Annotated in this window: 27 protein-coding genes; 19 read left to right on the top strand and 8 right to left on the bottom strand. The window is 69.1% G+C overall.

The window, feature by feature from the left end:
- The first annotated feature begins 81 nt into the window (after nt 1-81).
- The 7 genes from dnaX (at nt 82) to G3W89_RS18070 (ending at nt 6,317) form a co-directional block, all read left to right on the top strand.
- A complete protein-coding gene (gene dnaX, locus G3W89_RS18100; RefSeq protein ID WP_162575476.1) occupies nt 82-1,929 on the top strand; it encodes a DNA polymerase III subunit gamma/tau in 1,848 nt (615 codons plus the stop codon).
- A 38-nt stretch (nt 1,930-1,967) separates the two neighbouring features.
- Entirely contained in the window at nt 1,968-2,300 is a 333-nt protein-coding gene (locus G3W89_RS18095; RefSeq protein WP_012747441.1) for a YbaB/EbfC family nucleoid-associated protein, read from the top strand.
- 8 nt (nt 2,301-2,308) lie between these two features.
- Nucleotides 2,309-2,899, top strand: a complete 591-nt coding sequence (recR, locus tag G3W89_RS18090) for a recombination mediator RecR (protein WP_162575475.1) — start codon at nt 2,309-2,311, stop codon at nt 2,897-2,899.
- 2 nt (nt 2,900-2,901) lie between these two features.
- Nucleotides 2,902-3,297 (top strand): MAPEG family protein, encoded by a 396-nt coding sequence (locus G3W89_RS18085; RefSeq protein WP_162575474.1) that lies wholly within the window; start codon nt 2,902-2,904, stop codon nt 3,295-3,297.
- A gap of 196 nt (nt 3,298-3,493) precedes the next feature.
- Entirely contained in the window at nt 3,494-4,531 is a 1,038-nt protein-coding gene (locus tag G3W89_RS18080) for an ABC transporter substrate-binding protein (protein WP_162575473.1), read from the top strand.
- 47 nt (nt 4,532-4,578) lie between these two features.
- A complete protein-coding gene (locus G3W89_RS18075) occupies nt 4,579-5,484 on the top strand; it encodes an ABC transporter ATP-binding protein (RefSeq protein WP_162575472.1) in 906 nt (301 codons plus the stop codon).
- The gene (locus G3W89_RS18070; protein WP_162575471.1) at nt 5,484-6,317 is read left to right on the top strand and encodes an ABC transporter permease; all 834 of its coding nucleotides are present in this window, start codon (nt 5,484-5,486) and stop codon (nt 6,315-6,317) included. The genes G3W89_RS18075 and G3W89_RS18070 overlap by 1 nt, the downstream gene beginning before the upstream one ends.
- A gap of 42 nt (nt 6,318-6,359) precedes the next feature.
- Here G3W89_RS18070 and G3W89_RS18065 read toward each other — a convergent pair whose 3' ends face one another.
- Entirely contained in the window at nt 6,360-7,964 is a 1,605-nt protein-coding gene (locus tag G3W89_RS18065; RefSeq protein WP_162575470.1) for a transglycosylase SLT domain-containing protein, read from the bottom strand.
- Nucleotides 7,961-8,758 (bottom strand): hydroxyacylglutathione hydrolase, encoded by a 798-nt coding sequence (gloB, locus tag G3W89_RS18060; RefSeq protein WP_162575469.1) that lies wholly within the window; start codon nt 8,756-8,758, stop codon nt 7,961-7,963. Before gloB ends, G3W89_RS18065 begins: the two co-directional genes overlap by 4 nt.
- Nucleotides 8,759-8,777: 19 nt before the next feature.
- Here gloB and G3W89_RS18055 point away from each other — a divergent pair, with 19 nt between their 5' ends.
- Nucleotides 8,778-9,563 carry a class I SAM-dependent methyltransferase gene (locus G3W89_RS18055; RefSeq protein WP_162577537.1) on the top strand — a complete coding sequence of 262 codons (786 nt, stop codon included), beginning with the start codon at nt 8,778-8,780 and terminating at the stop codon, nt 9,561-9,563.
- Entirely contained in the window at nt 9,560-10,009 is a 450-nt protein-coding gene (gene rnhA / locus G3W89_RS18050; protein WP_162575468.1) for a ribonuclease HI, read from the top strand. Before G3W89_RS18055 ends, rnhA begins: the two co-directional genes overlap by 4 nt.
- Here rnhA and G3W89_RS18045 read toward each other — a convergent pair.
- The 5 genes from G3W89_RS18045 to G3W89_RS18025 all read right to left on the bottom strand — a co-directional run bounded on the left by G3W89_RS18045 (nt 10,006) and on the right by G3W89_RS18025 (nt 14,522).
- Complete coding sequence (locus tag G3W89_RS18045) at nt 10,006-10,509, bottom strand: Crp/Fnr family transcriptional regulator (protein WP_162575467.1); 504 nt, start codon at nt 10,507-10,509, stop codon at nt 10,006-10,008. The two genes, rnhA and G3W89_RS18045, sit on opposite strands and share 4 nt — an antisense overlap.
- A 31-nt stretch (nt 10,510-10,540) precedes the next feature.
- The gene (moeA, locus tag G3W89_RS18040; RefSeq protein WP_162575466.1) at nt 10,541-11,854 is read right to left on the bottom strand and encodes a molybdopterin molybdotransferase MoeA; all 1,314 of its coding nucleotides are present in this window, start codon (nt 11,852-11,854) and stop codon (nt 10,541-10,543) included.
- A 13-nt stretch (nt 11,855-11,867) separates the two neighbouring features.
- Nucleotides 11,868-12,518: a molybdenum cofactor guanylyltransferase MobA gene (gene mobA, locus G3W89_RS18035; RefSeq protein WP_162575465.1), complete on the bottom strand. Its 651-nt coding sequence runs from the start codon at nt 12,516-12,518 to the stop codon at nt 11,868-11,870.
- Complete coding sequence (gene moaA / locus G3W89_RS18030) at nt 12,515-13,639, bottom strand: GTP 3',8-cyclase MoaA (protein WP_162575464.1); 1,125 nt, start codon at nt 13,637-13,639, stop codon at nt 12,515-12,517. The genes mobA and moaA overlap by 4 nt, the downstream gene beginning before the upstream one ends.
- 121 nt (nt 13,640-13,760) lie before the next feature.
- Nucleotides 13,761-14,522, bottom strand: a complete 762-nt coding sequence (locus G3W89_RS18025; protein ID WP_162575463.1) for an SDR family oxidoreductase — start codon at nt 14,520-14,522, stop codon at nt 13,761-13,763.
- Between the two features lie 218 nt (nt 14,523-14,740).
- Here G3W89_RS18025 and G3W89_RS18020 point away from each other — a divergent pair, with 218 nt between their 5' ends.
- The 7 genes from G3W89_RS18020 to fae all read left to right on the top strand — a co-directional run bounded on the left by G3W89_RS18020 (nt 14,741) and on the right by fae (nt 21,437).
- Nucleotides 14,741-15,799 (top strand): beta-ribofuranosylaminobenzene 5'-phosphate synthase family protein, encoded by a 1,059-nt coding sequence (locus G3W89_RS18020; RefSeq protein WP_162575462.1) that lies wholly within the window; start codon nt 14,741-14,743, stop codon nt 15,797-15,799.
- Between the two features lie 55 nt (nt 15,800-15,854).
- A complete protein-coding gene (locus G3W89_RS18015; RefSeq protein ID WP_162575461.1) occupies nt 15,855-16,769 on the top strand; it encodes an NAD(P)-dependent methylenetetrahydromethanopterin dehydrogenase in 915 nt (304 codons plus the stop codon).
- A complete protein-coding gene (locus G3W89_RS18010; protein WP_162575460.1) occupies nt 16,769-17,920 on the top strand; it encodes an ATP-grasp domain-containing protein in 1,152 nt (383 codons plus the stop codon). The genes G3W89_RS18015 and G3W89_RS18010 overlap by 1 nt, the downstream gene beginning before the upstream one ends.
- Complete coding sequence (gene mch / locus G3W89_RS18005; RefSeq protein WP_162575459.1) at nt 17,917-18,927, top strand: methenyltetrahydromethanopterin cyclohydrolase; 1,011 nt, start codon at nt 17,917-17,919, stop codon at nt 18,925-18,927. Before G3W89_RS18010 ends, mch begins: the two co-directional genes overlap by 4 nt.
- Nucleotides 18,928-18,957: 30 nt before the next feature.
- Complete coding sequence (locus tag G3W89_RS18000) at nt 18,958-19,914, top strand: ATP-grasp domain-containing protein (RefSeq protein WP_162575458.1); 957 nt, start codon at nt 18,958-18,960, stop codon at nt 19,912-19,914.
- Nucleotides 19,914-20,852, top strand: coding sequence for a triphosphoribosyl-dephospho-CoA synthase (locus tag G3W89_RS17995; protein ID WP_162575457.1), 939 nt, complete (start codon nt 19,914-19,916; stop codon nt 20,850-20,852). The genes G3W89_RS18000 and G3W89_RS17995 overlap by 1 nt, the downstream gene beginning before the upstream one ends.
- 72 nt (nt 20,853-20,924) lie before the next feature.
- A complete protein-coding gene (gene fae, locus G3W89_RS17990; RefSeq protein WP_162575456.1) occupies nt 20,925-21,437 on the top strand; it encodes a formaldehyde-activating enzyme in 513 nt (170 codons plus the stop codon).
- Between the two features lie 80 nt (nt 21,438-21,517).
- Here the strand turns inward: fae and G3W89_RS17985 are convergent, their stop codons facing one another.
- Nucleotides 21,518-22,030: a dihydroneopterin aldolase gene (locus tag G3W89_RS17985; protein WP_162575455.1), complete on the bottom strand. Its 513-nt coding sequence runs from the start codon at nt 22,028-22,030 to the stop codon at nt 21,518-21,520.
- Nucleotides 22,031-22,238: 208 nt separating this feature from the next.
- On the opposite strand from G3W89_RS17985, the gene G3W89_RS17980 reads away from it, so the two are divergent.
- The 3 genes from G3W89_RS17980 to G3W89_RS17970 are packed head-to-tail and all read left to right on the top strand — an operon-like array spanning nt 22,239 to nt 26,378.
- On the top strand, nt 22,239-24,287 hold the full coding sequence (locus G3W89_RS17980) for a sigma-54-dependent Fis family transcriptional regulator (RefSeq protein ID WP_162575454.1): 2,049 nt from the start codon (nt 22,239-22,241) through the stop codon (nt 24,285-24,287).
- Nucleotides 24,220-24,960, top strand: a complete 741-nt coding sequence (locus G3W89_RS17975) for a flavoprotein (RefSeq protein ID WP_162575453.1) — start codon at nt 24,220-24,222, stop codon at nt 24,958-24,960. Before G3W89_RS17980 ends, G3W89_RS17975 begins: the two co-directional genes overlap by 68 nt.
- Nucleotides 24,939-26,378, top strand: a complete 1,440-nt coding sequence (locus G3W89_RS17970) for a DUF6513 domain-containing protein (protein WP_162575452.1) — start codon at nt 24,939-24,941, stop codon at nt 26,376-26,378. The genes G3W89_RS17975 and G3W89_RS17970 overlap by 22 nt, the downstream gene beginning before the upstream one ends.
- The last annotated feature ends 8 nt before the right edge of the window (nt 26,379-26,386 follow it).

The raw sequence follows: 26,386 nt of genomic DNA, 5'->3' as shown, positions 1-26,386 counted from the left end.
TGAAAATCTATAAGTAAAAAGGCCTATATCTCGTCGGAGGGCATCGAGGGGCCCTCGTGGGCGTCGACCTAAAATGCGCCGATGGCCTATCTCGTTCTCGCACGCAAGCACCGCCCCAGGACCTTCAGCGAGATGGTGGGCCAGGAGCATGTGGTGCAGGCGCTCGAAAACGCGCTGACCTCCCAGCGGCTGCACCATGCCTATCTCTTCACCGGGACGCGTGGCGTCGGCAAGACCACCGTTTCGCGCATCCTGGCCAAGTCGCTCAATTGCCAGGGGCCTGACGGGCAGGGCGGCATCACCGCCGCGCCCTGCGGCGTTTGCCAGGCGTGCAAGGACATCGATTCGGGTCGCTTCGTCGACTACACCGAACTGGACGCAGCCTCGAACCGCGGCGTGGACGAGGTCCAGGCCCTGCTGGAGCAGGCGGTCTACAAGCCGGTACAGGGGCGCTTCAAGGTCTTCATGATCGACGAGGTGCACATGCTCACCGGCCATGCCTTCAACGCGATGCTGAAGACGCTGGAGGAGCCGCCGGAATACCTCAAGTTCGTGCTGGCCACCACCGATCCGCAGAAGGTGCCGGTCACTGTCTTGTCGCGCTGCCTGCAGTTCAACCTGCGCCCGATGGCGCCCGAGACGGTGCTCGAGCACCTCACCCGTGTGCTGCAGACCGAGGCCGTGCCGGCCGAGCCGCATGCGCTGCGGCTGATCGCGCGCGCGGCACGCGGCTCGATGCGCGATGCGCTGTCGCTGACCGACCAGGCCATCGCCTTCGGCAACGGCGAGTTGACCGAAGGCGGCGTGCGCCGGATGCTGGGCAGCGTAGACCGCGGCCACGTGTTCCGCCTGATCGAGGCGCTGGCGCAGGGCGACGGCAAGACGGTGGTCGAGACCGCCGAGGGGCTGCGCCGCGACGGCCTGTCGGCCGCCTCCACGCTCGAGGAAATGACAGCCGTGCTCCAGGCCATGGCGGTGCTGCAGGCCGTGCCCTCGCGCGCCGAGCCGAGTGATGCGAGCGATCCCGATGCAGCCGAGACCGCACGCCTCGCCGTCGCGATGCCGGCCGACGAGACGCAACTCCTCTACAGCCTGTGCCTGCACGGCCGCGGCGAACTGGGCCTGGCGCCGGACGAGTACGCCGCGCTGACCATGGTGCTTTTGCGCCTGCTGGCGTTCAAGCCTGCGGCTGCGGCCGACGCGGAAAAAAAAACTCTGAATGAAGCCCCAGCGGCCGTGCCGGAGCGTGTGCAGATGCCTCGGCCCGCGGTTTCGGCAGTCCAACCCGTTGCGGCAGCTCGCGCAAGCTCCGACACATCTGCCCCATCTGACCCATCTGCGGACTCTGCCTCCTCCGGCGCAGCGCGCGCCGCGCCACCGGGCCATCGCCTGCAGGTGCGCGAAGAAGGCCGCCCCGCAGCCCCGCAGCCCTCGCCCGAAGCGACCCCGTCGGCTGCCCAGGTGGTGGCCATGCAGGTGCGCGTGCAGCCGCCGCCCGGCGCACGCGACCTCGCCCGCGAGAGCGCTCCGTCACCCATCGAGCCGAGCGAGGAAGGCGACTTCTGGTATGCGACCGTCACGCAGCTGGTGGCGGCCGAGGCCATTACCGCGCTGGCGCGCGAGCTCGCGCTGCAATCGCAACTGGTGGCGCGCGACGTCGACCAGTGGCTGCTGCGCGTCGAGCGCGAGTCGCTCAACCAGGCGGGCAGCCGTGACAAACTGCAGCTGGCGCTGGCAACGCTGGGCCATGGCGTGAAACTCGCCATCGAGATCGGCGTCGTGACCGACAGTCCGGCACGCCGCAACAAGCAGGCGGCCGACGCGCGCCAACGCGAGGCCGAGGAAGCGATCCGCAACGACCCCGAAGTGCAGTCCATGATGCGCGACTGGGACGCCAGGATCGTGCCGGGTACGCTGCGGCCTGCCTGATCCATTTTTTTATGCATCCAACAACGACAGGACCAACGATGTTCAACAAAGGACAACTTGCCGGCCTCATGAAGCAGGCCCAGGCAATGCAGGACAACCTCAAGAAGGCGCAGGAAGAGCTGGCGACCATCGAGGTCGAGGGCGAGTCGGGCGCCGGCCTGGTGAAGGTCGTGATGACCTGCAAGCACGACGTCAAGCGCATCACCATCGACCCCAGCCTGCTGGCGGATGACAAGGACATGCTGGAAGACCTGGTGGCTGCCGCTTTCAACGCCGCGGTGCGCAAGGCCGAGGAGACCAGCGAGCAGAAGATGGGCAAGTTGACCGCGGGCATGCCCGGCCTGCCGCCCGGCATGAAGTTGCCCTTCTAAGCGCCCGAATGGCGGATTCCAGTGCGCTCGATGCCTTGATCGAGGCCTTGCGCCGCTTGCCCGGCGTCGGCGTCAAGTCGGCCTCGCGCATGGCCTTCCACCTGCTGCAGCACGACCGCGAGGCCATGCAGCGGATGGCGCGCTCCCTGCAAGAGGCCGCCGCACAGGTGCGGCATTGCGAGCGCTGCAACACCTTCACCGAGGCGCCGGTATGCAGCGTCTGCCTCGACGCACGCCGCGACGCCACCAAGCTGTGCGTGGTCGAGACGCCGGCGGACCAGGCCGCGCTGGAGCGCACCGGCGCTTTCCGCGGCTACTACTTCGTCTTGATGGGCAAGCTGAGTCCGCTCGACGGCATTGGCCCCAAGGACATCGGCCTTTCAAAACTGTTCGATCGCGCGCTCGACGGCACGGTGAGCGAGGTGATCCTCGCCACCAATTTCACCGCTGAAGGCGAGGCCACCGCGCACGTGATCGGCGAGGCGCTGCGTCAGCGCGGCCTCACCGTGACGCGGCTCGCGCGCGGCGTGCCGGCCGGCAGTGAACTCGAGTACGTGGACCTCGGCACCATCGCGCACGCGCTGGTCGACCGACGCTGAGCATGCGCCTGCCCGCATTGACGCTGGCCTACTGGTGCGTGCTGGTCGCGGCGCTCTTGCCATACCTCGCCGCCTACATCGCAAAGATCGGCAGCTTCAGGCTGCGCGACAACCAGGCGCCACGCGAATGGACGACGCGCCAGGCCGGCTGGCGCGCGCGAGCGCTCGCCGCACAGAACAACAGCTTCGAGGGCCTTGCCTTCTTCATCGGCGCGGTGGTGATCGCGCATCAGCTCGGCGCGGCGCAGGCGCGGCTCGACGTGCTGGCCGCGGCCTACGTGCTCCTGCGCATCGTCTACATCGCGTTCTACATCGGCGGCTTCGGCACAGCACGCAGCGCGGCCTGGGCGCTCGCGTTCGCGCTCAACATCGCGATCCTCTTCATCGCCGGCTTCTAGGATTCGTTCGCCGGATCGGCTCGCCGGCCTCGTCCGGAGGCCGCTTGCATAAAGCCAGGGAGTCGACGGCGAAGTAGTCTTCGTGTTTACGTGGAAACCCGCACGGGATGTTCCCGATGCAGGCAGATGGTGCGCGCCCCTAAGCTCGATTCGAAAAAGTGAACAACGAACCCCGAGAGCCAGAGGGCTAATACGCATGCTCCACCGCCGAAGCTTCACCGTCGCCGCGACCCTGGGTGCGGCATCCCTTGCCGTGCCGCTCTGGGTGCGCGCGCAGGCCAAGCTCGAGAAGCCGAAGATCTCCATCGCGGTCGGCGGCAAGGCGGCTTTTTACTACCTCCCGCTCACCATCTCCGAGCAGTTGGGTTACTTCAAGGCCGAGGGTCTCGATGTCGAGATCTCCGACTTCGCCGGTGGCGCGCGCGCGCTGCAGGCCGTCGTGGGTGGCTCGGCCGACGTCTGCTCGGGCGCCTACGAGCACACCATCAACCTGCAGGCCAAGAACCAGGTTTTCCAATCCTTCGTCCTGCAGGGCCGCGCGCCGCAGATCGCGATCGGCGTGTCGACCAAGAACATGGTGGGCTACACGGGCATCGCCGATCTCAAGGGCAGGAAGATCGGCGTGTCGGCACCGGGCTCATCGACCAACATGGTGGCCAACCTGGTGCTCTCGCGCGCCGGGCTGAAGGCCAGCGACGTGAGCTTCATCGGCGTGGGCGTGGCGGCCGGCGCGCTCACGGCATTGCGCTCGGGCCAGATCGACGCCATCAGCAACACCGACCCGGTGATGACCATGCTCGAGCAGAAGGGCGACGTGAAGATCATCAGCGACACGCGCACGCTGAAGGGCACGCATGAGGTATTCGGCGGCCCGATGCCGGCGGCCTGCCTCTACGCGCCAGCCGAGTTCATCCAGAAGAATCCGAACACCTGCCAGGCGCTGGCCAACGCGATCGTGCACGGCCTCAAGTGGCTGCAGACCGCGGGGCCGGGCGACATCATCAAGACGGTGCCTGAGACTTACCTGCTTGGCGACCGTGCGCTGTACCTCGCTTCCTTCGACAAGGTGCGAGAGGCGATCGCGACCGACGGCATCGTGCCGACCGAGGGCCCGAAGACCGCGCTGGCTGCCATCGCCAGCTTCGACCCGACGGTGAAGGCCGACAAGATCGAACTGGCCAAGACCTACACCAACGACTTCGCGAGGCGTGCGAAGGAGCGCTTCAAAGCCTGAGTTGCCGTTTTCGCGACCCGGCTGCGGCCGGGTCTTTTTTTCCGCCCATGTCCGCTGACTCCGACCACGCGCTCGAACTGCTCGACATCAGCTGCACCTTCCGCTCGAAGGACGAGCGCAGCCAGCGCTACACCGCGGTCGCCGGAACCTCGCTGCGCGTGCGCGCGGGCGAGTTCGTCTCGGTGGTGGGGCCCACGGGCTGCGGCAAGTCGACGCTGCTCAACGTCGGCGCCGGCCTGCTCGAGCCGTCCTCGGGCACGGTAAAGGTCTTCGGCCGGAACCTTTCAGGCCTCAACGCCCGCGCGGGCTACATGTTCCAGACCGAGGCATTGATGCCCTGGCGAAGCGCGCTGGGCAACGTGATGCTGGGCCTGCAGTACCGCGGCATGCCCGATGCGCCGGCGAGGGCGCTGGCCGAACAGTGGCTGGCGCGCGTGGGGCTGGCGGGCTTCGGCGACCGCTATCCGCACGAGCTCTCGGGCGGCATGCGCAAGCGCGCCGCGCTGGCCCAGGTGCTGGCACTGGATCCGGACATCATCCTCATGGACGAACCCTTCAGCGCACTCGACGTGCAGACGCGGCAGCTGATGGAGAACGAGGTGCTCGAGCTGTGGGCGGCCCCGAGCACCGGGCGCCGGGCCGCTCCAAGCCCGGTGCTCACCCCCTCGGGGGGCGGGCGCGAAGCGCCCGGGGGCCCACAAGGACGAAAGGCGGTGCTCTTCATCACGCACGACCTCGACGAGGCGATCGCCATGAGCGACCGCGTGGTGGTGCTCTCGGCCGGCCCGGCCACGCACCCGATCGGCGAGTTCGTCATCGACCTCGCGCGCCCGCGCGACGTGGCCGAGGTGCGCACGCATCCTCGTTTTGTCGAGCTGCACACGCAAATCTGGAACGTGCTGCGCGACGAGGTGCTCAAAGGCTATGCGCAGCAACTGAAGAAGGCCGCCTGATGAGGCTGCGGCCGAACGAAGGCAATGCGCGCGCTTGGCAGCTTGCGCTGCTGGTCGTGCTGCTGGTGCTGTGGCACCTGGTGTCGCGCGACACGAAGGTCGCCTTCTTCCTCGGTGAGCCGGTCAAGGTGGCAGGCCGGATCTGGAGCTGGTTCCTGCCCATCGACATCGCGCCGAACGGACTCTTTCCCGATGGCCTGTCCGGCCGCGCCGACATCTACCAGCATCTCGGCGTGACGCTGCTCGAGACCGTGCTGGCTTTCGGCATCGGCACCCTGCTTGGCCTGGCCTGCGGACTGTGGCTTGCGCTGGCGCCCATTGCGAGCCTGATCCTCGACCCCTATATCAAGGCCGCGAACTCGATGCCGCGCGTGATCCTGGCCCCCATCTTCGCCCTGTGGTTCGGCCTGGGCATCTGGAGCAAGGTGGCGCTGGCGGTCACGCTGGTGTTCTTCATCGTGTTCTTCAATGTCTACCAGGGCGTGCGCGAGGTCAGCCCGGTGGTGCTGGCCAACGCGCGCATGCTGGGTGCCAGCCGGAGGCAGTTGTTGCGCACCGTCTATCTGCCGAGCGCAACGAGCTGGGTCTTCTCCAGCCTGCATACCTCCGTGGGGCTGGCCTTCGTCGGCGCCGTGGTGGGCGAATACCTGGGCTCGGCGCGCGGCGTGGGCTACCTGATCCTGCAGGCCGAAGGCACCTTCGATGTCGACACGGTGTTCGCCGGGATCGTGGTGCTCACCGCCTTCGCGCTGGTGCTCGATGGGCTGGTGGGCCTCATCGAGCGCAGGCTCATGAAATGGCAGCCGAAGAGCGGGGAGACCGAGAAGCTCTGAGGGCCTCGCAAGGTTGCGGCGCTGCCTGCCCGCCGCACCCGGCTAGCGCTTCTTCTTGGACGGCGTGCCGCCGCGCTTCTCGCGCACGATCTTGCTCGATGCGCTTGAGCGGGCGGCCGGCGTGGTCTTGGCCGTGCTGGTCTTGACGACGCCTCCGCCCCGCTTGCTGGTCATCACCACCGTGCTGTCATGCCGGTCACGCGCGGCGACACCTCGGCCGACACGCTCGGCGCGTGCAGCCCGCACCGGCAGGTAGACCACCACCGTCCCGCCGCGCTGGAAGACATGGCTCGTGTTGACGTCGTTCCATTCGGCAACACTGGCCGCGCTGACCCTGTATCGACGGGCGATGCTCGCCACGCTGTCCCGGCGCCCGGCCTTGACCGTGGTTCGGCGAGTCACGATCTCGGGCTGGAAGCTCAGGTGGCCGGTGTCGGCGACCGTGGCCTGCACGTCCTCCTGCACGCGTGCGCCGCGCGGCACGATGAGTGTCGAGCCGCCCTTGATCAGCATGCGCGGCGGCACGCTGTTGATCGCGCGCAGGTCGGCCTCGCTCATGCCCGAGCGCTGGGCGGCGTCGGAGACAGTCATCGTGGAGGGCACCGTCCAGGCGGTCCAGCTCGCGTACTGGCCTTGCGTATAGGCCTCGAAATTGCGCTGGAACACGGCCGCGTTGTCCCACGGCAGCAGGATCTCGGGCGTGCCCGCGGCCAGCAGCACCGGCTTGTGGGCGGAGGGGTTGAGGGCGCGGAAATCCTCGATCTTGACGTCCGCCAGCTTGGCGGCAAGGGCGACGTCGAGGTCGCGCTTGAGCGTGACGGTCTGGAAGTAGGGGTGGTTGGCGATGATCGGCAGGTCGGCGTTGAAGCGCTCGGGGTTGGCGACGATGTTCTTCACCGCCTGCAGCTTGGGCACGTAGTACCGGGTCTCGGCCGGCATGTTGAGGTCGGCATAGCCCGTCGGCAGGCCGGCGCGCTGGTTCTTGGCGATGGCGCGGCTCACGCTGCCCTCGCCCCAGTTGTAGGCGGCCAGTGCCAGGTGCCAGTCACCGAACATGCCGTAGAGCTTTTGCAGGTAGTCGAGCGCCGCGCGGGTCGAGGCGATGACATCGCGCCGGTCATCGCGGAAGATGTTCTGCTTGAGATCGAAGTCGGTGCCGGTCGCGGGCATGAACTGCCACATGCCGGCGGCCTTCGCGCTCGAGACGGCCTGCGGGTTGAACGCGCTCTCGATGTAGGGCAGCAGTGCCAGCTCGGTGGGCATGTCGCGGCGCTCGAGCTCCTCGACGATGTGGAAGATGTAGCGGCTCGAGCGCTCTGTCATGCGCTGCATGTAGTCGGGCCGGCTCGCATACCACTGCTCGCGGTCGCGCACCAGCTCGTTGTCGAGGTCGGGCATCTTGAAGCCGCGGCGGATGCGATCCCACATGTCGGCGGGCGGGGCCAGCGTGACGACGGAGCGCGAGCGGGTGGTGCCCGAGGTGATCGGGGTCAGTGCTCCGCCGGGATAGACCGGGGCCGCGGCAGTGCTCGAGGCGGTGGAGGCTGCGGTATCGGTGGTCGAGGAAGAGGAGCCCGTGCCGGTGGGGCTCGCGCAGCCCGCGAGCAGCAGCGAGCCGGCGAGGCAGGCAGCAAGGATGAATTTCATCGAAAGTCGTTTTTCCATTGGCGCAGTGCGGCGAAGACCTCGGCCTCGCCGGTGTGCGGGGAGAGGCGGGCATGCGCGCGCACTGCTTGCAGGACAGCGGCTTCGCGGCTGCGAAGAAAGGGGTTGATCTGGCGTTCGGTGGCGAGCTGCGAGGGCAACGTCGGTTCGCCGCGCGCACGCAGTGCCTCGCACTGCGCCGTGTACTGAGTCAACGCGGCGTTGCGTGGTTCCACGGCGTGTGCGAAGCGAAGGTTAGCAAGTGTGTATTCGTGGGCGCAGCACACGCGGGTCTCGCCAGGCAGCGCGGCCAGCGCGTCGAGCGAGGCGAGCATTTGCGCGGGCGTGCCCTCGAAGAGCCGGCCGCAGCCGCCGGAGAACAGCGTGTCGCCGCAGAAGACCAGCGGGGCGGGTGCGCCGGCAGCGGTGTTCGCCGCATCGGCCGGCAGGAAGTACGCGATGTGGCCCGCGGTGTGGCCCGGCACCTCGATCACCTCGAAGCGAAGGCCCATGACCTCTGCCTGGTCGCCCTGGGCCAGGCGTGTGAGGGGCTCGGGAATCGTTTCGCGCGCAGGGCCGAAGACCGGCGCGCCAGTGGCGTCTCGCAAGGCCGCGACACCGCCGGTGTGATCGGCATGATGGTGCGTGACTAGAATCGCGGCCAGCTGCAGATTGCCGCGAGCGAGCGCGTCGAACACCGGCGCGGCATCTCCCGGGTCGACCACGATCGCGTCGTGCCCATCCTGCAGCATCCAGATGTAGTTGTCAGCGAAGGCGGGTAGTGGAACGAGCTTCATGAGCGATCAAATTATAGGTTTGCACGACTGGTTCCAGACCCCTCCCGGTCGTTACCTGCTGGCTTGGGAACAGTCGCGCTTCGACCTGGCCGTGGCAGACGTCTTCGGCTACCACGCGCTGCAGCTCGGCGTGGCCGAGGTGGACGGACTGCGCACCAACCGCATGCCACATCGCTGGCTGGCGCTGGACGACCCTGCGGCCGCCGCAAGGAGCGTGGCGCTGTTCACCGACTTCACGGCGCTGCCGTTCTCTGCCAACAGCCTCGACCTGGTGGTGCTGCCGCATGCACTGGAGCTCAGCCACGACCCGCATGGCACGCTGCGCGAGGTCGAGCGCGTGCTGGTGCCGGAGGGCCGCGTAGTGATCTGCGGGCTCAATCCGGCGAGCCTCTGGGGCATGCGCCAGTGGCGTGCGCACCTGTATCGCCGGCTGGGGTTCGGCGAGCTGTTCCTGCCCGACTCCGGCGACTTCATCGGCTACCGGCGCATGCGCGACTGGCTGCGCCTCCTGAGCTTCGAGGTGGAGTCGGGCGACTTCGGCATCTATCGGCCGGCGGTGCGTAGCGAGGCATGGCTCGAGCGCTGCCGCTGGTTCGACACTTTGGGCGAGCGCTGGTGGCCCATCTTCGGCGCGGTGTACTTCCTGGTCGCGGTCAAGCGGGTGCGCGGCATGCGGCTGCTGTCCGCGGACTGGCGCCGCGCGGCACAGCGCGCGAGCGCACCGGTGCCCATCGCCGGCAAGGTGCACCGGGGCCACCACCATCCACATCACCGATCACGACAACGACAAGGAAGCGGTTCTTGACCGAAGTACAGATCTACACCGACGGGGCCTGCAAGGGCAACCCGGGCCCGGGAGGCTGGGGCGCCTGGCTCAAGTCGGCAACGACCGAGAAGGAGCTCTTCGGCGGCGAGCTCAACACCACCAACAACCGCATGGAGCTCAAGGCCGTGATCGAGGGCTTGCGCGCGCTCAAGCGGCCTTGCAAGGTGATCCTCTACCTCGACAGCCAGTACGTGCGCATGGGCATCACCGAGTGGATCCGCGGCTGGAAGGCCAAGGGCTGGCTGACCTCGACCAAACAGCCGGTGAAGAACGCGGAGCTGTGGCGGGAGCTGGACAAGCTGGTGGCCGAAGGCGGCCACCAGATCGAATGGCGCTGGGTGCGAGGGCACTCGGGCGACGTGGGCAACGAGCGCGCCGATATGCTGGCCAACAAGGGCGTGGAGCGGGCGCTGGGGCGGATCTAGAGCTCGGCCGGCCGCGTGACGAGGCGCTCCGGCGCCTCCAGCACCTCGCCCATGCGCGCACGGAACAGCAGCTCGTCGGTGTGGCGCAGGCGGCGGCTGATCTCGCGGCCGATGTTCATCTGGATCAGAGCGAACTGCACGGCATCGTGCTCGAACAGGCGCAGCAGGTTGTCGGAGGTGATCCGGATGGCGCTGCAGTCCTCGTCGGCGCGTATCGACGCACTGCGCGGGAACAGGTCCAACAGCGCCATCTCGCCGAAGCAGTCGCCCGGCCCGAGCCGGCGCAGCAGCAGGCGCTGGTCTTCCCAGCTCTTCGATACGGTCACGCGGCCGCGCTCCAGCACGTACATGCCGTCGGCCATGTCGCCCTCGTGGCAGAAGTAGCTGCCCCCCGCGACCTCGACCACCGGTGCGGGCTCGAGCAGGAACTCGATGGCCTCGGCGTCGATGGCGCCGAAGATCGGCATCTGCTGCATCAACTCGATTCTGGCTGCGAGCATGCGCGTCTCCTGCGCGGGTGAGGCCGCGATCCTAGATCACGCCCTCGAACATCATCACGTCGACCAGGTCGCCCGCCGCCACGGTGCCCTGCGCGTGGTGCAACACGACGAGGCCATTGGCCTCGACCATCGAGCTGAGCACGCCGGACCCCTGGTTGCCGGCGATGCGTACCTCCGGCACCGAGCCCGGCACCGGCTCGACGCGGCCGCGCTGGTATTCGGTGCGGCCCGGTTTCTTGCGGATCGCATCGACGCTCCTGGCGCGCAGCAGGGGCGGCGGCGCGCAGCCTTGTTCGTGGCAGCCCATCATGCGCAGCAGGGCCGGCCGCACGAAGGCGAGGAAGGTGACCATCACCGCGACCGGATTGCCAGGGAGGCCGAACAGCACGGACGTGCGACCGGCCTGGCGCGGCCTCGGAATGAGGCCTACCGCCATTGGCCGGCCCGGGCGCATCGCCACCCGCCAGAAAGCCATGTCGCCCTGCTGCTGCATGACGGCGCGCGTGTGGTCGGCCTCTCCGACGCTGACGCCGCCGCTGGTGATGATCGCGTCTGCCTCGGTCGCGGCGCGGCGCAGCGTGTCGGCCAGCGCGGCGGGGTCGTCACGCACCAGGCCCAGGTCGATCACCTCGCAGCCGAGGCGCGTGAGCAGTCCGAACACGGTGTAGCGGTTGCTGTCGTAGACCGCGCCTTCACGCGGCAGCTCGCCCAGGCTCAGGATCTCGTCGCCGGTGGAGAAGTAGGCCACGCGCAGGCGGCGCAGCACCGGCACCATCGGCAACCCGAGGCTCGCCACCATGCCCAGCGCGGCGGGCGACAGGCGCTCGCCGCGCAACAGGGCCGGCCGGCCTTGCTGCAGGTCCTCGCCGGCCAGGCGGCGGTTGTCGCCGCGCCGCAGGGCCTTGGCGGGAAAGCGCACCTGTTCGCCCTCGACGAAGCAGAACTCCTGCGGCACCACGGTGTCGAGCCCGGCCGGCATCACGGCGCCCGTCATGATCTTCACGGCATCACCCGGCGCCAGCGTGCCGCGCCAGGCCGCGCCGGCGAGCGCGGTGCCGACCACGCGCAGGCTCACCGAGGCGTCGCTGGCGGCGTCGGCCGGCAGCACGGCGCCGTCGAAGGCGAAGCCGTCCATGGCCGAGTTGTCGTGCGGCGGCACGCTCACGGGCGAGATGATGTCCTCGGCGAGCACGCGCCCGAGCGCGTCGCGCAGCGCGATGGGCTCGGTCTGCGTGACGACCGCCGATTCCGCGAGCCGGGCCAGAAAGCCCTGTACCGCGTCGACGCCGAGGGCCCTGGGGTCGTAGCCGGCCAGCTCGGCGGCGATCTCGGCAATGCGGCTCATGAGAGGTAGAGGCTCAGCGTCGCTGGCCTTCGAGCGCGTGCAGCTCGGCCAGCGTGTTGGCGTTGAAGAAGGCACCGGGTGCATCGCCCGGCCGGTCGAAGGGGACCAGCGCCGTGCGATGCTGCGCGGTCCAGCGGTCGATCTTGCGGCCGCCCCCCTGCGTGAAGCGCACCAGGCTTTCGAGCAGGGTGGCGCGCAGCAGGCAGAACACCGGCTGGGGCCGCAGGGCCGAGGCGCCGTCCGCTTCGGCCGCGGCCTCGGGGGCGTTGACCATCGCGATCTCGGCGTCGTGCGCCAGCAGCGCCTCGCCGAGGCGGGCGGCAAGGTCGAGGGGGAACAGCGGGGTGTCGCAGGGCACGGTGAGCAGGTAGGGCGTCTCGCAGCGCTCCAGCCCGGTCAGGAAGCCCGCCAGCGGCCCCGCATAGTCCGCGAGGCCATCGGGCCAGACCGGCACGCCGAAGGATTCGTAGGCCGCGATGTTGCGGTTGGCATTGATCATCAGCTCGCCGACCTGCGACTGCAGCCGCATCAGCGCGTGCAGCGCAAGCGGCGTGCCGTCGAAGTTCTGCAGGCCCTTGTCGATGCCGCCCATGCGCGAGCCGCGGCCGCCGGCGAGGACCAGGCCGGTGATCTCGCCGGTGGCGATGGTGGTCGCGTCGTTCATCCGCCGATGTAGCTCATCTCGACACGGCGGGCGCCGCTGGCCGCCTCCGCATCGGGGCCGCGCAGCGCGCGCAGTTCGGAGTAGCGGTCGGCACGGCCCTGCCAGATGTGGCCGATGGCAGAGGTGATCCGCGCATCGTCGGCATCGCCGCGCAGCAGTGGCCGCAGGTCGTGGCCGCTGGTCGCGAACAGGCAGAGGTAGAGCTTGCCCTCGGTCGACAGGCGCGCGCGGGTGCAGTCGTGGCAGAAGGCCTGCGTCACGCTGCTGATCACGCCGATTTCGCCGCCGCCGTCGCGGTAGGCCCAGCGCTCGGCGGTCTCGCCGGGGGCCGTGGCCTCGAGCGGCACCAAGGGGAACGCTTCGGCGACGCGCTGCAGCACCTCGGCCGAGGGCAGCACCTCGTCCATGCGCCAGCCGTTGGTGGCGCCGACATCCATGTACTCGATGAAGCGCAGCACCACGCCGGTGCCGCGGAAGCGCCGCGCCATCGGGAGGATCTCCTGCTCGTTGGTGCCGCGCTTGACCACCATGTTGACCTTGATCGGCCCGAGGCCGGCCGCGTGCGCCGCATCGATGCCCGCGAGCACCTGGGCCACCGGAAAGTCGACGTCGTTCATGCGGCGAAACACGGTGTCGTCGAGGCCGTCGAGACTGACGGTGACGCGCTGCAGGCCGGCCGCCTTGAGCGCAGCGGCCTTGCGGGCCAGGAGGGAGCCGTTGGTCGTCAACGTGAGGTCCAGCGGCTTGCCTTCGGGCGTGCGGATTGCCGCCAACTGCTCGACAAGCAGTTCGAGGTTCTTGCGCAGCAGCGGCTCGCCGCCCGTGAGCCGGATCTTGCGCACGCCGTGCGTGGCAAAGATGCGCGCCAGCCGTGTGATTTCTTCGAAGCTCAGCAGCGCGCCGTGCGGCAGGTACTGGTAGTCCTTGTCGAACACTTCCTTGGGCATGCAGTAGCTGCAGCGGAAATTGCAGCGGTCGGTGACGCTGATGCGCAGGTCGGTGAGCGGACGCGCGAGCCGGTCGAGCAGCACGCCGCTCGCGGCCACCGCGTGCTCGGGCAGCGCGGCGTCGCGGCGGGCGCGGCCGATCTGGGAGACGGGGACGATGTGCTTGCTGCTCATGGCGAAAGGCAATTTACCCCATTGCCGGGTCTGGCGCCCCTCCAGGCGAAATAGGGGCTTGCCGAAAGCGGACATCCGGAAAGGGACATCGAGAAGGGGACATCCGTTCCCGTCACCGGGCCTACACGCAGCGCGCGCCGTCCACCTCGATGCACACGCCGCTGATGAAGGCGGCCTCGTCGCTGGCCAGGTACAGCGCCGCGTTCGCGACGTCGAGCGCGGTCGAGAAGCGGCCGAGCGGAATGGTGGCGAGGAACTTGGCCTTGCGCTCCTCGGTGATCGGCCCGCCGGCGAACTCGGCCGCGAGGCCGGTGTCGGGGTTGAAGACGGGGTTGATGCAGTTGACGCGGATGTTGTCCGGCCCGAACTCCGCGGCCAGCGACTTGCTGGTGGTGATCACCGCGCCCTTCGAGCCGTTGTACCAGGTCAGGCCCGGACGCGGACGCACGCCGGCTGTCGACGCGATGTTGATGAAGGCGCCGCCGCCATTGGCGCGGAAGGCCGGCACCGCATGGATGGTGGAAAGATAGATGCTCTTCACATTGACCGCATAGCAGCGGTCGAACTCGTCCTCGCCGACTTCGAGGGCCGGGCGGTTGCGGTGGGTCCAACCGGCGTTGTTGACCATCACGTCGAGCTTGCCGTGGCGCTGCACGGCGGCGGCGACCAGGGCCTGGACCTCGGCCGCCTTCGTGACGTCGGCGGCGAAGAAGGAAGCCTTGCCGCCCGCGCGCTGGATGGCCTCGACGACCTGTTCGCCGAGCGCGGCGTTGATGTCGTTCACGATGACCTGCGCCCCTTCTGCCGCGAGGCGCTTGGCGATGCCTTCGCCGATGCCGCCGCCGGCGCCGGTCACGATGATGGATTTGTCCTTGACGCGCATTTCTTGTGTCTCCAGGGATGTGGGGGAAGAACGGGCAAGTGTAGGCACCTCCCGCCGATCCGTGCGGCGCCCGGCCGCGCTGTGACACATTGTTCCGGTCCTGGCACATCGAAGGCGCAGGCGCGGCGCCGACGCACGGTTCGGCCCTTGTGGAACGCCGGAGGAACGACCCTTGCTATGACGAGGCTGTCCCGGCTTGCCTGTCGCCATCGCCCTTCATGAATCCACCCGCAACCGCAGCACTCGCTTCCCGGCGCAACCTGGCTGTACGCACCGTGCGCGTCGGCGCGCCGGGGCGCCTGCACCTGGGCTTCCTTGATCCGTCGGGTTCGCTGGGCCGGCCATTCGGCAGCCTGGGCTTGGTCATCGACGGTTTCACGACCGAGGTCGAGTTGACGGCGGCGGAATCGGACTGCATGAGCGGCGACACGCCGACCGAACGCGCAGAACTCGAGCGCGCCGGCGCCTTCCTGCGGCTGCTGCGCCAGCGCAGCGGCCGTCACGCGCCGCTGTGCCTGCGGCTGCTGCAGGTGCTCCCGTCGCACGCGGGGTTCGGCTCCGGCACGCAACTCGCGTGCGCCATCGGCCGGGCTTTCGACCAATGGCACGGTCTGGGGCTGAGCACCGCCACCCTGGCGCATTGGCTCGGCCGCGGCCTTCGCTCGGGGGTCGGTATCGCCGGATTCGACGCCGGCGGCCTGCTCGTCGACGGAGGGCCGGGCAGGGACGGCCTGCCCGCGCCGCTGCTGTCGCGCGTCGAGTTCCCGCGGGCCTGGCGCATCGTCCTGGTCCAGGACCCCTCGCACCGCGGGCTTTCGGGCGGCGACGAGAAGAAGGCGATCGCCGTCTTGCCGCCCTTGCCGCGGGCCGGCGCCGCCGACATCTGCCACCAGGTCCTGATGCGCATCCTGCCTGCCGCGGCGAGTGCCGAGTTCGCGCCCTTCGCCGAAGGCATCAACCGGATGCAGGAGCTGCTCGGCCAGCATTTCGGACCGGCCCAGGGCGGCGCCTTCACCAGCCCCGCGGTCGGCCGGCTGATGCAGTGGATCGCCGATGCGGACCGCGGCGGCCAGCCCGGACCGCAGGCCGCCATCGGTCAAAGCTCATGGGGTCCCACGGGCTTCGCCATCCTCCCCTCCCAGGCCCAGGCCGACGCGTTGGTGAAGGCCGCGCATGCGGCCGCGCAGGTCGACGCCGGCCTGCAACTGCGGATCGTCTCCGGCCGCAACCATGCAGCGGTGGTGCGGGATGTCCCTTCGCAGCCGCACGCCGATTGACGGGCCGCCAGCGCATCGTCCAGCTTCAGCACACCCTCCACACCCGAAGGCTCCCATGGAACGTCCTCGCATCCTCCACATGTTCACGCCCGGCCGGCAGATGAGCCCCTTCGACATCAACATGGCAGCGGATGCCGGCTACCAGATCATCGTGCCGTACTGCGAGGTCGGCCTCGACCGCATCGCCGCGCTGACGCAGGACACCATCTTCTCGCGCGGGCCGAAGGGCGCCGCGCGAACCGGCATCTTCATCGGCGGACGCGACGCGCTGCTGGCGGCCGACATGCTCGAGCGCGCGAAGACCTCGATGGTCAAGCCCTTCGTCGTCTCGTTGATGGCCGATCCGAGCGGCGCCTACACCACGGCCGCTGCGATGGTGGCCTGCGTCGAGGCGGCCCTGAAGCGCCAGGGGCAGGCGCTGGAAGGCCAGCGCGTGCTGATCCTGGGCGGCACCGGTCCGGTGGGCCGCGTGGCGGGCGTGATTGCAGCGCTCGGCGGCGCCGAAGTCTTCCTGTCCAGCCGCAACGGCATCGATGCCGCCGAAGAGGCGGCGCAGGAAACCGGCCGGCGCTTCGGGGTCGGCTTGCACGGCCGGTCTGGCGGCGACCCCGCCGCGGTGCGCACGTCCCTCGGCGAGGCGGATGTCCTGCTGGCCTGCGCGGCGGCGGGTGTCCAGGTCGTGTCGGCGGAGGCGCTCGGCGCCGCCACCCGTCTCAAGGTGGCCGCCGACGTGAATGCCGTGCCGCCGGAAGGCATCGCCGGCCTCGGCGTGATGGACGACGCCAAGCCGCTGGCCGGCACGAAGGCTGTCGGCATCGGCGCGCTCGCGATCGGCAACGTCAAGTACCAGACGCAGCATCGCCTGCTGGTCCAGATGTGCGAGGCCGACAAGCCGCAGGTGCTCGGCTTTGCCGAGGCCTTCGCCGTCGCTCGCGCCTTCCTGGCCGAGCAGGCCGCCAAGACCGCGTAATGCCGACGCTCGCCGTGGCCGCCATCTCCGCGCGTGCGATGGCCGAGGCCGCGGCGCTCGATGGCTTCGACGTGGTCGCGCTCGATCTCTTCGGCGACGTCGATACGCGCCGCGCCGCGTCCAGCTGGCTGCCGATCGGCGAACCGGGCAGCCTGCGCATCGATGCGGCGGCAGTGCTCGGGGCATTGGGCGCGCTGGCGCGCCAGCGCGCAAGCGGGGACCCGCTGGTGGGCTGGGTGGCCGGCAGCGGCTTCGAGGGCGAGCCCGACCTGCTCGAACGCGGCGCCGCAGTGCTGCCGCTGATCGGTACCGCTGCGGCGGCGGTGCGCCGCCTGCGAGATCCGGCGGTGTTCTTCGGCTTTCTGGCCGCGCGCGGCATGCCGCATCCGCGAGTGAGCCTCGACCCGCCGGAGGACGCGGCGGGTTGGCTCATGAAAGACGCGCATGGCTGCGGCGGCTGGCATGTCCGCCGGCCGCCCTGGCGAAAGGACGAGCAGCCGTACGCGCACCGGTACTTCCAGCGCGAGATGCAAGGCGTGCCGATGTCCGCCACCTTCATTGCCAATGGACGGGATGCCCATGTGCTCGGATTCAACGAACTGAGCGTGCGCACCTTCGGCGCGCGGCCTTGCGTCTTCTGTGGCGCTGTCGGTCCGGTGCCGCTGGCGAGCGGCATTGCGCATCGCGTGACTGCGATCGCGCGTGCGCTCGTCGCGGAGTTCGCGCTGCAGGGCTTGTGCAGCCTCGACTTCATGCGCGACGGCGACGCGATCGGTGTGCTGGAAGTCAACCCGCGGCCGCCCGCGAGCATGAGCTTGTATCCCAGGCAGGCCGGCTGGCCGGGCCTGATGCAGATGCACCTGCGTGCCTGCGTTCATGGCGAGCTGCCGCAATCAACGCCACGGCAGGTGAGGGAGATCGAAGGGATCGAGATCGTGTTCGCGCCCCGGCCGATGCGGCTCGATGAAGCGGCAGCACGGCAGCTTGACGCCTGGCCCGGCATCCACGACCTGCCCGCCGCCGGGCAGCACTTCGATGCCGACGACCCCCTGTGCACCCTGAGCGCGAGCGGAAGCAGCGCCCTGGAGGTGCGCACGCGCCTGAACCAAGGCCGCGACCGGCTGTTGCAATCACTGGAGACCTTGGCATGAGCAACATTTCCCCGCCGTGCACCGACGCGGCCCTGAGCGTCAACCTGCTGGCCCGGCCTTTGGTCGAGCGCCTGCTGGCCGATGCCGAAGTGCTCGGGTTGCGCGTGCAACGCGACGACGACACCGGCGTGCGCATCGTCGATGCCGGCATCGAGGCCCGCGGCAGCATCGCGGCCGGACTTCGCATCGGCGAGATCTGCATGGGCGGCCTCGGCCACGTGGTGCTGCGGGGCGGGGGCAGCGCCGAAGCCTGGCCGAGCTGGCTCGATGTCCGGAGCTCGCGGCCGGTGCTGGCCTGCCTGGGGAGCCAGTACGCAGGCTGGAGCCTGTCGGCCACCAAGGAGGAGACCGGCGGCAAGAAGTTCTTCTCGCTCGGCTCCGGTCCGGCGCGCGCGCTGGCGGTCAAGGAGAAGCTCTTCGGCGAGCTCGGCTATCGCGATCACGCGCAAGCCGGCGTGCTCGTGCTGGAGGTCGACCGCATGCCGCCGAAGATCGTCATCGACAAGGTGCTGCGCGACTGCGAACTGCCCGCCGAGGGCCTGACGCTGATCCTCACGCCCACCACCAGCCTCGCGGGCACCACGCAGGTGGTCGCGCGCGTGCTCGAGGTCGCACTGCACAAGGCGCACGAGCTCGGCTATTCGCTGGCAGACATTGTCGATGGCGCCGGCAGCGCGCCGCTGCCTTCGCCGAGCAGCGACGGCGTGGAAGCCATGGGGCGCACCAACGACGCGATCCTCTACGGCGGGCGCGTGCATCTGGCGGTGCGCGGCGGTGACGACGCAGCGCGTGCGCTGGCGCACGCGCTGCCCTCGCGCAACTCGCCGGACCACGGTCGCTCGTTCGCGGAGATCTTCAGGGAGGCGGCGTACGACTTCTACAAGATCGACCACGCGCTGTTCGCCCCGGCCGAGGTGTGGGTCAGCAACCTCGACAGCGGACGCACCTGGCATGGCGGCGCCTGCGACATGGCGCTGCTGCAGCGGCTGTGGCTGCAGGAGGCCTGAAGTGACGCGTTCGATCCGCGGAGTCCACGCATGACCCTTCGCGTGGCCATCATGAGCGACGAGATCGGCTGGCACACGCGCCAGCTGCAAGCCGCGCTGCGCGCACGCGGCGCCGTCGGACGCTGCGTGGATCTCGCCGCCTGCCAGATCGACACCACGGCCGCATGGCATGGCCTGGTCATTCCCGGCTACGGCCGCGAGCTGCCCGATGCGGTGCTGGTCCGCGGCATCGCCGGCGGCAGCTTCGAGCAGGTCACCAAGCGCCTCGGCGTGCTGCATGCGTTGCGTGAGCTCGGCGTGCCGGTCTACAACGACGCCCGCGCGATCGAGCGTACGGTCGACAAGTCGATGACCAGCCTGCTGCTGCATGCCGCGCGCATTCCCGCTCCGCCCACCTGGGCGACCGAATCCGCGGCCCAGGCCCGGCGCATTGCGATGCGCGAGACGGCGGCGGGCCATGCGCTGGTGATCAAACCGCTGTTCGGTTCGCAAGGCAAGGACCTGCAGCTGGTGGGCGAGATCGACGGGGAACACCATGCGATGCCCGACATCGACGCGCGCTACGCGGGGCTCGCTTACCTGCAGCGCTTCGTGCCGCCAGTGACCGCGCCGGGGTTCGACTGGCGCGTGCTGGTGGTGGGCGGGCGCGCCGTGACCGCGATGCGGCGCGTCAGCGCGCATTGGATCCACAACGTGGCCCAGGGCGCCCGCTGCGAGCCGGCCGAACTCGAAGCGCCGCTCGCGCGACTGGCCGAACGCGCCGCACTCGCGCTGGACATGGACTATGCGGGAGTCGACCTCATCGCTGCGGCGAGCGGACCGCGCATCCAGGTGCTGGAAGTCAATGGCGTTGCCGCATGGCAGGGGCTGCAGCGCGTGACCGCGTTCAACATCGCCCGCGCCATCGTCGACGATCTGCTCGACCGCAAGATGGTGCAGATGCGGCCTCGTCTGCAGGACGGCATGGCTCCGGAGCGGCGCGCCTGATGAGCGAACCGCAAGCCGCGATCGAACGGGCGCGCGCCTCTTTCCTGCGGGCCTGCTGGCTCGATGTCGCGGTACGCAAGCCGGGCAATGTCAGCCTCGTTTCTCCGGGCCACGGCATGGAGGCTTCGATGTTCATCGCCAGCGCGCAAGCCGCCGCCGGCGCGCTGTTCGAGCCGGGCCTGGGCGTGGGCGCGCGCATCGAGCGAGCCGTCGCCGCGAGCTGGGCCGTCGCGGGATGCAACACCAACCTCGGCATCCTGCTGCTGTGCGCGCCCATTGCAGTCGCCGTGGAACGCCACCCTGGCGCCACGACGCGAGCCGCCCTCGAAGAGGCCGTCGACTCGGTGCTGGCGGCGCTCGACGTCGAGGATGCGCGCGCGGCGTACCGCGCGATCGCGCGCGCGCGTCCCGGCGGCCTGGGAAGTGCGCCGGCCGAGGATGTGCGCGACGTGCCGAGCATCGACCTGCGCGCCGCCATGGCCCTGGCCGCGCAGCGCGACCTGATCGCGCGCCAGTACCGCGACGGATACGCGGACTTGTTCGCGCTGGCCTTCGAAGTGCCGCCCGGCACGGTCGCCTGCGGGCAAGGGGCTGCCGATCCCGCTGCGTTGCCCGACGCGAGCACTGTGGCGCGCGTCCAACGCCTTTACCTGGCCTGGCTGAGCGACTTCGCCGATTCACACATTGTTCGAAATCACGGCGAGGGCGTGGCACAGACTGTCATGGCGGCGGCGCAAGGCTGGCGCGAGCGCGAGCGTGCAGGCGCCGTGCTCGATGCCGACCCCGGCTTCGCGAGCTGGGACGCGAGCCTGAAAGCCGCACGCATCAACCCGGGGACCAGTGCCGATCTGACGGTGGCGGCCCTGATGCTTGCCGGCTTCGTCGAATCGAGCGCGGCGCCGGCGCGCGATGCAGCGATCGGGTGGCACGGATCGTGATACCCACGGCTCTGCGCTGGTCATCCCGGCCGTGCCGCAACGACCCTATCACCTTAGAGGAGACCCGAGACCATGGCAAAAATCGATCGACTGATGGTGGGCGAATCGCTCGTCGGCGAGGGCAATGAAGTCGCCCACATCGACCTGCTCATCGGCCCGCGCGGCGGTGCCGCCGAAACGGCCTTCGCCAACGCGCTGACCAACAACAAGGACGGGTTCACTTCTCTGCTTGCAGTGGTGGCGCCCAACCTGCTGACGAAACCCCCGACCGTCATGTTCAACAAGGTGACCATCAAGGGCGCGACGCAGGCAGTGCAGATGTTCGGGCCGGCCCAGCGCGCCGTGGCACTGGCCGTGGCCGACAGCGTCGAGGACGGCACCATCCCCATGGCCGAGGCCGACAACCTGTTCCTGTGCGTGGGCGTGTTCATCCATTGGCAAGCCACCGACGACAAGAAGATCCAGGACTACAACTACCAGGCGACGCGCGAGGCGATCCAGCGCGCCGTATCGGGCTCGCCGACGGCGGCCGAGGTGGTGGACAAGAAGGGGACGACCGCGCATCCGTTCGCGGCGCATCTCTGAATCGCAAGCTCGACGAGAAGAAGCCGGCGCGTGAACCGTGCCGGCTTCTTTTCATGGGCCTCGAAAGAGGCGCGGCGGGCTCAGCGCTTGGCGGGCACCATGCCGCTGGCGAGAAACTTCAGCACCGTCGCGCCGTGGGCCGATCTCGCCGTGCGGTGCGCGGGCGCCTGGCGCTCGATCTGCACGCCGACCGATTGCACGTCGTCGAACTTGTGCGGCTTCACGACCTTGACGCGAACCCAGCTGGCGTGGAACTCGTCGATCAGGATCTCCGCGACGGCTTCGGCGAAGGCCTCGAGCAATTGCAGCCGGTGCTCGGCCATCAGCCTGTGCAGCCGCTCGCGCACGGCGCTGTAGTCGATCGTGTCGCCGATCCAGTCGGTGTCGCAGGCCCTTGCCCGCGGCACGCCTGCGTGCACGTCGATCAGCAGCGGCTGCGGGCGGTGCAGTTCGGACTCGTGGATGCCGATCACCGTCTCGCCCCTGAAGCCCTCGATGAAGATCAGGTCCGGCGGCGGGAGTGTTTCGGCGGCGCCGGAGAGGCGAGCGGCATCGGAAGGTTGTCCGGCAGAAGGGCGCGCGCTGCTGTTCAAGTCATGTCTCCGGTTGGAAGCAAATATGTTTGAAAGTGTGTCCGCCGGAGAGCCGAAGTCCCCACGCACGGCGCATCAACGCAAAATGCAGGCCAATCAGCGGAGCCGCCCGGGCGCCGTCCCGGCTCGGTGTTTCACCGGGTGCGCGGCGTGCCGTCAAGCTCAACAATGACGAAGGAGACACGATGGAACGCGCCGGAGAACTCCAATGACATTGATGCCGCGGCAAGGTGACCGGCACGCCGACCGCGTGCTCGACGTCGTGAGGCGAGGCTTTCACGAAGAGGGCAACGACCTCGTCACGCGCTCGTGGAGCCGCTGCCTGAATCAGTACCACCTCGACCCCGGACGCGCGCGGGAGCCGGTGGTGATCGAGTCGGGGGCCTTGCAGAGCCGGCGCAACCAGCATGCCGACGTGATCGAATGCGCGCGCTACGAGATGACCACGCTCTATCAGCAGCTCGCCGATCCCCAGTGTGCAGTGGTGCTGACCGACACCGATGGCGTGATCGTGCACATGGTGTCTTCGCCGGAGTTCGCTGCCGAGGTCGAGCCGATGGGCCTGCACGCCGGCGGCATGTGGGGTGAAGCCGAGGCCGGCACCAACGGCATGGGCACCTGCCTCGCGGCCGCGCATCCGATCTCGGTGCGGCGCGACGAGCATTTCTTCAGCCAGTTCACGCAGCTCACCTGTTCGGCGGTGCCGGTGCTCGACCCGGCGGGCGAGATCATCGGCGTGCTCGACGTCACCAGCCGATCGAGCCTGATGCAGCAGCACGTGCTGGTGCTGCTCGGCATGACCGTGCGCATGATCGAGAACCGGCTCATCGACAAGCGCTTTTCGAATGCGCACCCGCTGCACTTCCACAGCCGCCCCGAATTCGTCTACACGCTGCACGAAGGCAAGCTGGCCGTCGGCGAGGACGGACGCATCCTGGCGGCCAACCGAAGCGCCCTGTTCCAGCTCGGCCTGCATTCCATGGACGAGATCCGCGCCCAGCGCATCGACGACCTGTTCCAGACCTCGCTCGAGGACATCCTGCAGCGCAGCCTGTCTTCTTCGTTCCACCCGGTGGTGGCGTACCGCGCCAAGGCGGCGCTGCGCTTCTTTGCAGTCGCACGCCGGCCTGCATCCGACGCCGACACGCCCGCGCGTGCGCGTGTAGCGGGCACGGCCATGCTGGCACTGGCCGAGCCGCAGGCCGAAGGCTTTCGCGCGCCTTCCCGCGTGCCCGCGGTGGGCACTGCGCCCAGCATCCGCACCTTCAAGGACGCCCGGCTCGTCGCGCACCTCGACACCGCCCGGCGTGTGGTGGCGCGCCGCACCCCGGTGCTGCTGTGCGGCGAGACCGGCTCCGGCAAGGAGGTTTTCGCGCGCGCCATTCACGAGACCAGCCCGCATGCCGACGGCGCCTTCGTGGCGGTCAACTGCGCGAGCCTGCCCGAGACGCTGATCGAGTCCGAGCTCTTCGGCTACAAGGCCGGCGCCTTCACCGGCGCGCAGCGCAGCGGACGCCGCGGCAAGATCCTGCAGGCCGACGGCGGCACGCTGTTCCTCGACGAAATCGCCGACATGCCGCTCGAATTGCAGGCCCGCCTGCTGCGCGTGCTCGACGAAAGGCAGGTCACGCCGCTCGGCACCGAAGAAACCCATCCGGTGGACTTCCAGCTCGTGAGCGCGAGCCATAACCATTTGCCGACCCTGGTGCGCGAAGGCCGGTTCCGCGAAGACCTGTACTACCGCCTGGCCGGCATCGAGCTCGACCTGCCGCCCTTGCGCGACCGCAGCGACAAGCGCGAGCTGATCCAGACGGTTCTGGCGGACGAAGGCGGCAGCGCCTCCAGGCTCGGCGACGAGGCCGAGCGCCTGCTGATGGCGCATCCGTGGCCCGGCAACCTGCGGCAGCTGCGGCACGTGCTGCGCACCGCCGCCGCGTTGGCCGACGGCAAGACCATCACGCGGGAGCACCTGCCTTCACTCGCGGCCAGGCAGGTGTCGTCGCCGGTGCACGCCCCTGCTGCGCTGCCGGTCTTTGCCGAGGACAGGATGGGTGCCGAGGCGAGCACGGCGACTGTCGACCCGGTGCCCGCGGTCAAACTCAACCCGATTCAAGCCAACGAGCGGCAGGTTCTCTTGCAGATGCTGGAGCAGCATCGTTGGAACGTGAGCAACGTCGCCAAGGCGCTCGATGTCAGCCGCAACACCTTGTACCGAAAACTCCACAAGCTCCACATCGAGATCTCGGCGCCCGACTGAGCCCGCGCATCCGCCGGCCGCGGCCGGGGAGGGGCATCCCGATGCCGGCGCTTTCGATCCGCGCGGCGCGGTTCTCGCCCTCGAAGGCAGCGAGTCGCAACTGCCCGCGTCCCCGCCGCGCTCGCGCCTGGCCTGGTGCATCACAGGCTCGGGCCATTTCCTCGAGGAGTCGCTGGCCTTGGCGGCCCGCCTGCCGTGCGTGGACCTGTTCCTGTCGGCGGCTGCCGAGGAAGTGCTGCCCATCTACAAGCTGAACATCGAGGCGCTCAAGCCGCGCTTTCGCGTGTTTCGCGACAAGACGGCCAGCGGAGTGCCGGTCGGCATGCTCTACGACGACATCTATCACACGGTGGTGGTCGCACCCGCCACCAGCAACACGGTGGCCAAGTGTGCCTATGGCATCAGCGACACGCTGCCCACCAACATGTTCGCGCAGGCCGGCAAGCTCGGCATCCCTGGCATCGTGTTTGCATGCGACACCGAACCGGTGGTGGTGACCAAATCGCCGCACGACTGGGTCACGCTGCGCCCCCGGCGCATCGAACTGGACAACGTGGAGCGGCTGCGCGGCATCGATTTCTGCCGCGTGGTCTCTTCGCCCGCCGAACTCGAGGCAGTGCTCGATGCACGACTGAAGGAACTCTCTCTCGCATGGAACACATCGTCTTCCTGACCGGGCGCCTTGCCCAGGCCAGCCTCACGCGGGTGCTGGCCGGCATCGAGGCGGCCCCGTTCACATGGGAGGTGCGGGAGATCGGGTTGCAGGTCGCTGCGCTCATGACGACGGACCTGATTCGCCGACGCGTCGCGGCCCCTGTGTCCAGCGAAGGCAAAGGCGAAGGCGAAGGGCGCCGTGCCGACCGCATCATCGTGCCGGGCCGCTGCCGGGGCGATGTGGAGGCCTTGAGCGTTCACTACGGCATCCCCGTGGAGCGCGGCCCGCAGGAGCTGAAGGACTTGCCGCGCCACTTCGACCGCGCCGCACAGCCTGTCGAGCTGGATGCGTACGAGGTCTCGATCTTCGCCGAGATCGTCGATGCGCCTCGGCTGTCGGTCGCGCAGATCATCGATCGCGCCGAGCGCCTGGCGGCCGACGGTGCCAACGTCATCGATCTCGGCTGCCTGCCCGAGACGCGCTTCGATCATCTCGCCGAGAGCGTGCAGGCGCTCAAGGCGGCGGGCTTCCAGGTCAGCGTCGATTCGAGCGATTCGAACGAGCTGCTGCGGGGCGGCAAGGCCGGCGCGGACTACCTGCTGAGCCTCACGCTCGACACCCTGTGGATCGCCGACGAGGTGGCCGCGACGCCGGTGCTGATCCCGCGCGTGCCGGCCGACGAGGCGTCGCTGCACGAAGCGGTGGCGCAGCTGCAGCGCCGCGGGCGCGCCTTTCTGGCGGATTCGATCCTCGACCCGATCCCGTTCGGGCTGACCGCCTCGATCGTGCGCTACCACCGGTTGCGCGAGCGCTTTGCGGACGCGCCCATCATGCTCGGCATCGGCAACCTCACCGAGCTCACCGAGGCCGACACGAGCGGCATCAACGCCGTGCTCTTCGGCATTGCCGCCGAATTGAATGTCGCCGCCGTGCTCACGACGCAGGTCAGCCAGCATGCGCGCCGCGCCGTGTGCGAGGCCGACTGGGCGCGCCGCATCATGCACGCCGCGTCCCGGAACGGCACGTTGCCAAAGGGCATGAGCGACGCGCTGATGACGGTGCACGCCAAGCATCCGTTTCCCGACACGCCGGAAGAAATCGAAGAGATCGCCGCGCAAGTGAAGGACCCGAACTTCCGCGTGCAGGTCTCGCCCCGCGGCCTGCACGTGTACAACCGGGACGGGCTGCGCCTGGGGCAGGGCGCCTTCGAGCTTTGGCCGCAACTGAAGCTGCACGACGACGCCGACCACGCCTTCTACATGGGTGTCGAGCTCGCGCGGGCCGAGATCGCGTGGCAGCTGGGCAAGCGCTACGTGCAGGACCAGCCGCTGGACTGGGGCTGCGCGGCGCCGCGCGCCACCGAAGACCTGGCGCGCTGGTGCGCACCGGGGACCACCATGAAGGCGGCGCGAAGCAATGCGGCCGAGCCCCGGTGAGCGCGCCC

Origin of the sequence: Variovorax sp. PBL-H6 (genome assembly GCF_901827155.1) — a bacterium.
In the GTDB taxonomy this organism is placed as follows: domain Bacteria; phylum Pseudomonadota; class Gammaproteobacteria; order Burkholderiales; family Burkholderiaceae_C; genus Variovorax.
Note: the sequence above shows the minus strand (reverse complement) of the source record. Positions and strands in the feature narration are given on the sequence as shown.

Excerpts from the sequence above, each read along its gene's own strand:
- G3W89_RS18065 (WP_162575470.1), bottom strand. The coding sequence starts at position 7,964 with ATGAAATTCATCCTTGCTGCCTGCCTCGCCGGCTCGCTGCTGCTCGCG.
- G3W89_RS18045 (WP_162575467.1), bottom strand. The coding sequence starts at position 10,509 with ATGCTCGCAGCCAGAATCGAGTTGATGCAGCAGATGCCGATCTTCGGC.
- G3W89_RS18085 (WP_162575474.1), top strand. The coding sequence starts at position 2,902 with ATGCGCCTGCCCGCATTGACGCTGGCCTACTGGTGCGTGCTGGTCGCG.
- G3W89_RS17980 (WP_162575454.1), top strand. The coding sequence starts at position 22,239 with ATGACATTGATGCCGCGGCAAGGTGACCGGCACGCCGACCGCGTGCTC.
- G3W89_RS18000 (WP_162575458.1), top strand. The coding sequence starts at position 18,958 with ATGACCCTTCGCGTGGCCATCATGAGCGACGAGATCGGCTGGCACACG.
- recR (WP_162575475.1), top strand. The coding sequence starts at position 2,309 with ATGGCGGATTCCAGTGCGCTCGATGCCTTGATCGAGGCCTTGCGCCGC.
- G3W89_RS18095 (WP_012747441.1), top strand. The coding sequence starts at position 1,968 with ATGTTCAACAAAGGACAACTTGCCGGCCTCATGAAGCAGGCCCAGGCA.
- mobA (WP_162575465.1), bottom strand. The coding sequence starts at position 12,518 with ATGAACGACGCGACCACCATCGCCACCGGCGAGATCACCGGCCTGGTC.
- fae (WP_162575456.1), top strand. The coding sequence starts at position 20,925 with ATGGCAAAAATCGATCGACTGATGGTGGGCGAATCGCTCGTCGGCGAG.
- dnaX (WP_162575476.1), top strand. The coding sequence starts at position 82 with ATGGCCTATCTCGTTCTCGCACGCAAGCACCGCCCCAGGACCTTCAGC.
- G3W89_RS18075 (WP_162575472.1), top strand. The coding sequence starts at position 4,579 with ATGTCCGCTGACTCCGACCACGCGCTCGAACTGCTCGACATCAGCTGC.
- G3W89_RS18080 (WP_162575473.1), top strand. The coding sequence starts at position 3,494 with ATGCTCCACCGCCGAAGCTTCACCGTCGCCGCGACCCTGGGTGCGGCA.
- moeA (WP_162575466.1), bottom strand. The coding sequence starts at position 11,854 with ATGAGCCGCATTGCCGAGATCGCCGCCGAGCTGGCCGGCTACGACCCC.
- G3W89_RS18070 (WP_162575471.1), top strand. The coding sequence starts at position 5,484 with ATGAGGCTGCGGCCGAACGAAGGCAATGCGCGCGCTTGGCAGCTTGCG.
- gloB (WP_162575469.1), bottom strand. The coding sequence starts at position 8,758 with ATGAAGCTCGTTCCACTACCCGCCTTCGCTGACAACTACATCTGGATG.
- G3W89_RS18025 (WP_162575463.1), bottom strand. The coding sequence starts at position 14,522 with ATGCGCGTCAAGGACAAATCCATCATCGTGACCGGCGCCGGCGGCGGC.
- G3W89_RS18015 (WP_162575461.1), top strand. The coding sequence starts at position 15,855 with ATGGAACGTCCTCGCATCCTCCACATGTTCACGCCCGGCCGGCAGATG.
- G3W89_RS18010 (WP_162575460.1), top strand. The coding sequence starts at position 16,769 with ATGCCGACGCTCGCCGTGGCCGCCATCTCCGCGCGTGCGATGGCCGAG.
- moaA (WP_162575464.1), bottom strand. The coding sequence starts at position 13,639 with ATGAGCAGCAAGCACATCGTCCCCGTCTCCCAGATCGGCCGCGCCCGC.
- mch (WP_162575459.1), top strand. The coding sequence starts at position 17,917 with ATGAGCAACATTTCCCCGCCGTGCACCGACGCGGCCCTGAGCGTCAAC.
- G3W89_RS18020 (WP_162575462.1), top strand. The coding sequence starts at position 14,741 with ATGAATCCACCCGCAACCGCAGCACTCGCTTCCCGGCGCAACCTGGCT.
- G3W89_RS17995 (WP_162575457.1), top strand. The coding sequence starts at position 19,914 with ATGAGCGAACCGCAAGCCGCGATCGAACGGGCGCGCGCCTCTTTCCTG.
- G3W89_RS17975 (WP_162575453.1), top strand. The coding sequence starts at position 24,220 with ATGTCAGCCGCAACACCTTGTACCGAAAACTCCACAAGCTCCACATCG.
- G3W89_RS17970 (WP_162575452.1), top strand. The coding sequence starts at position 24,939 with ATGGAACACATCGTCTTCCTGACCGGGCGCCTTGCCCAGGCCAGCCTC.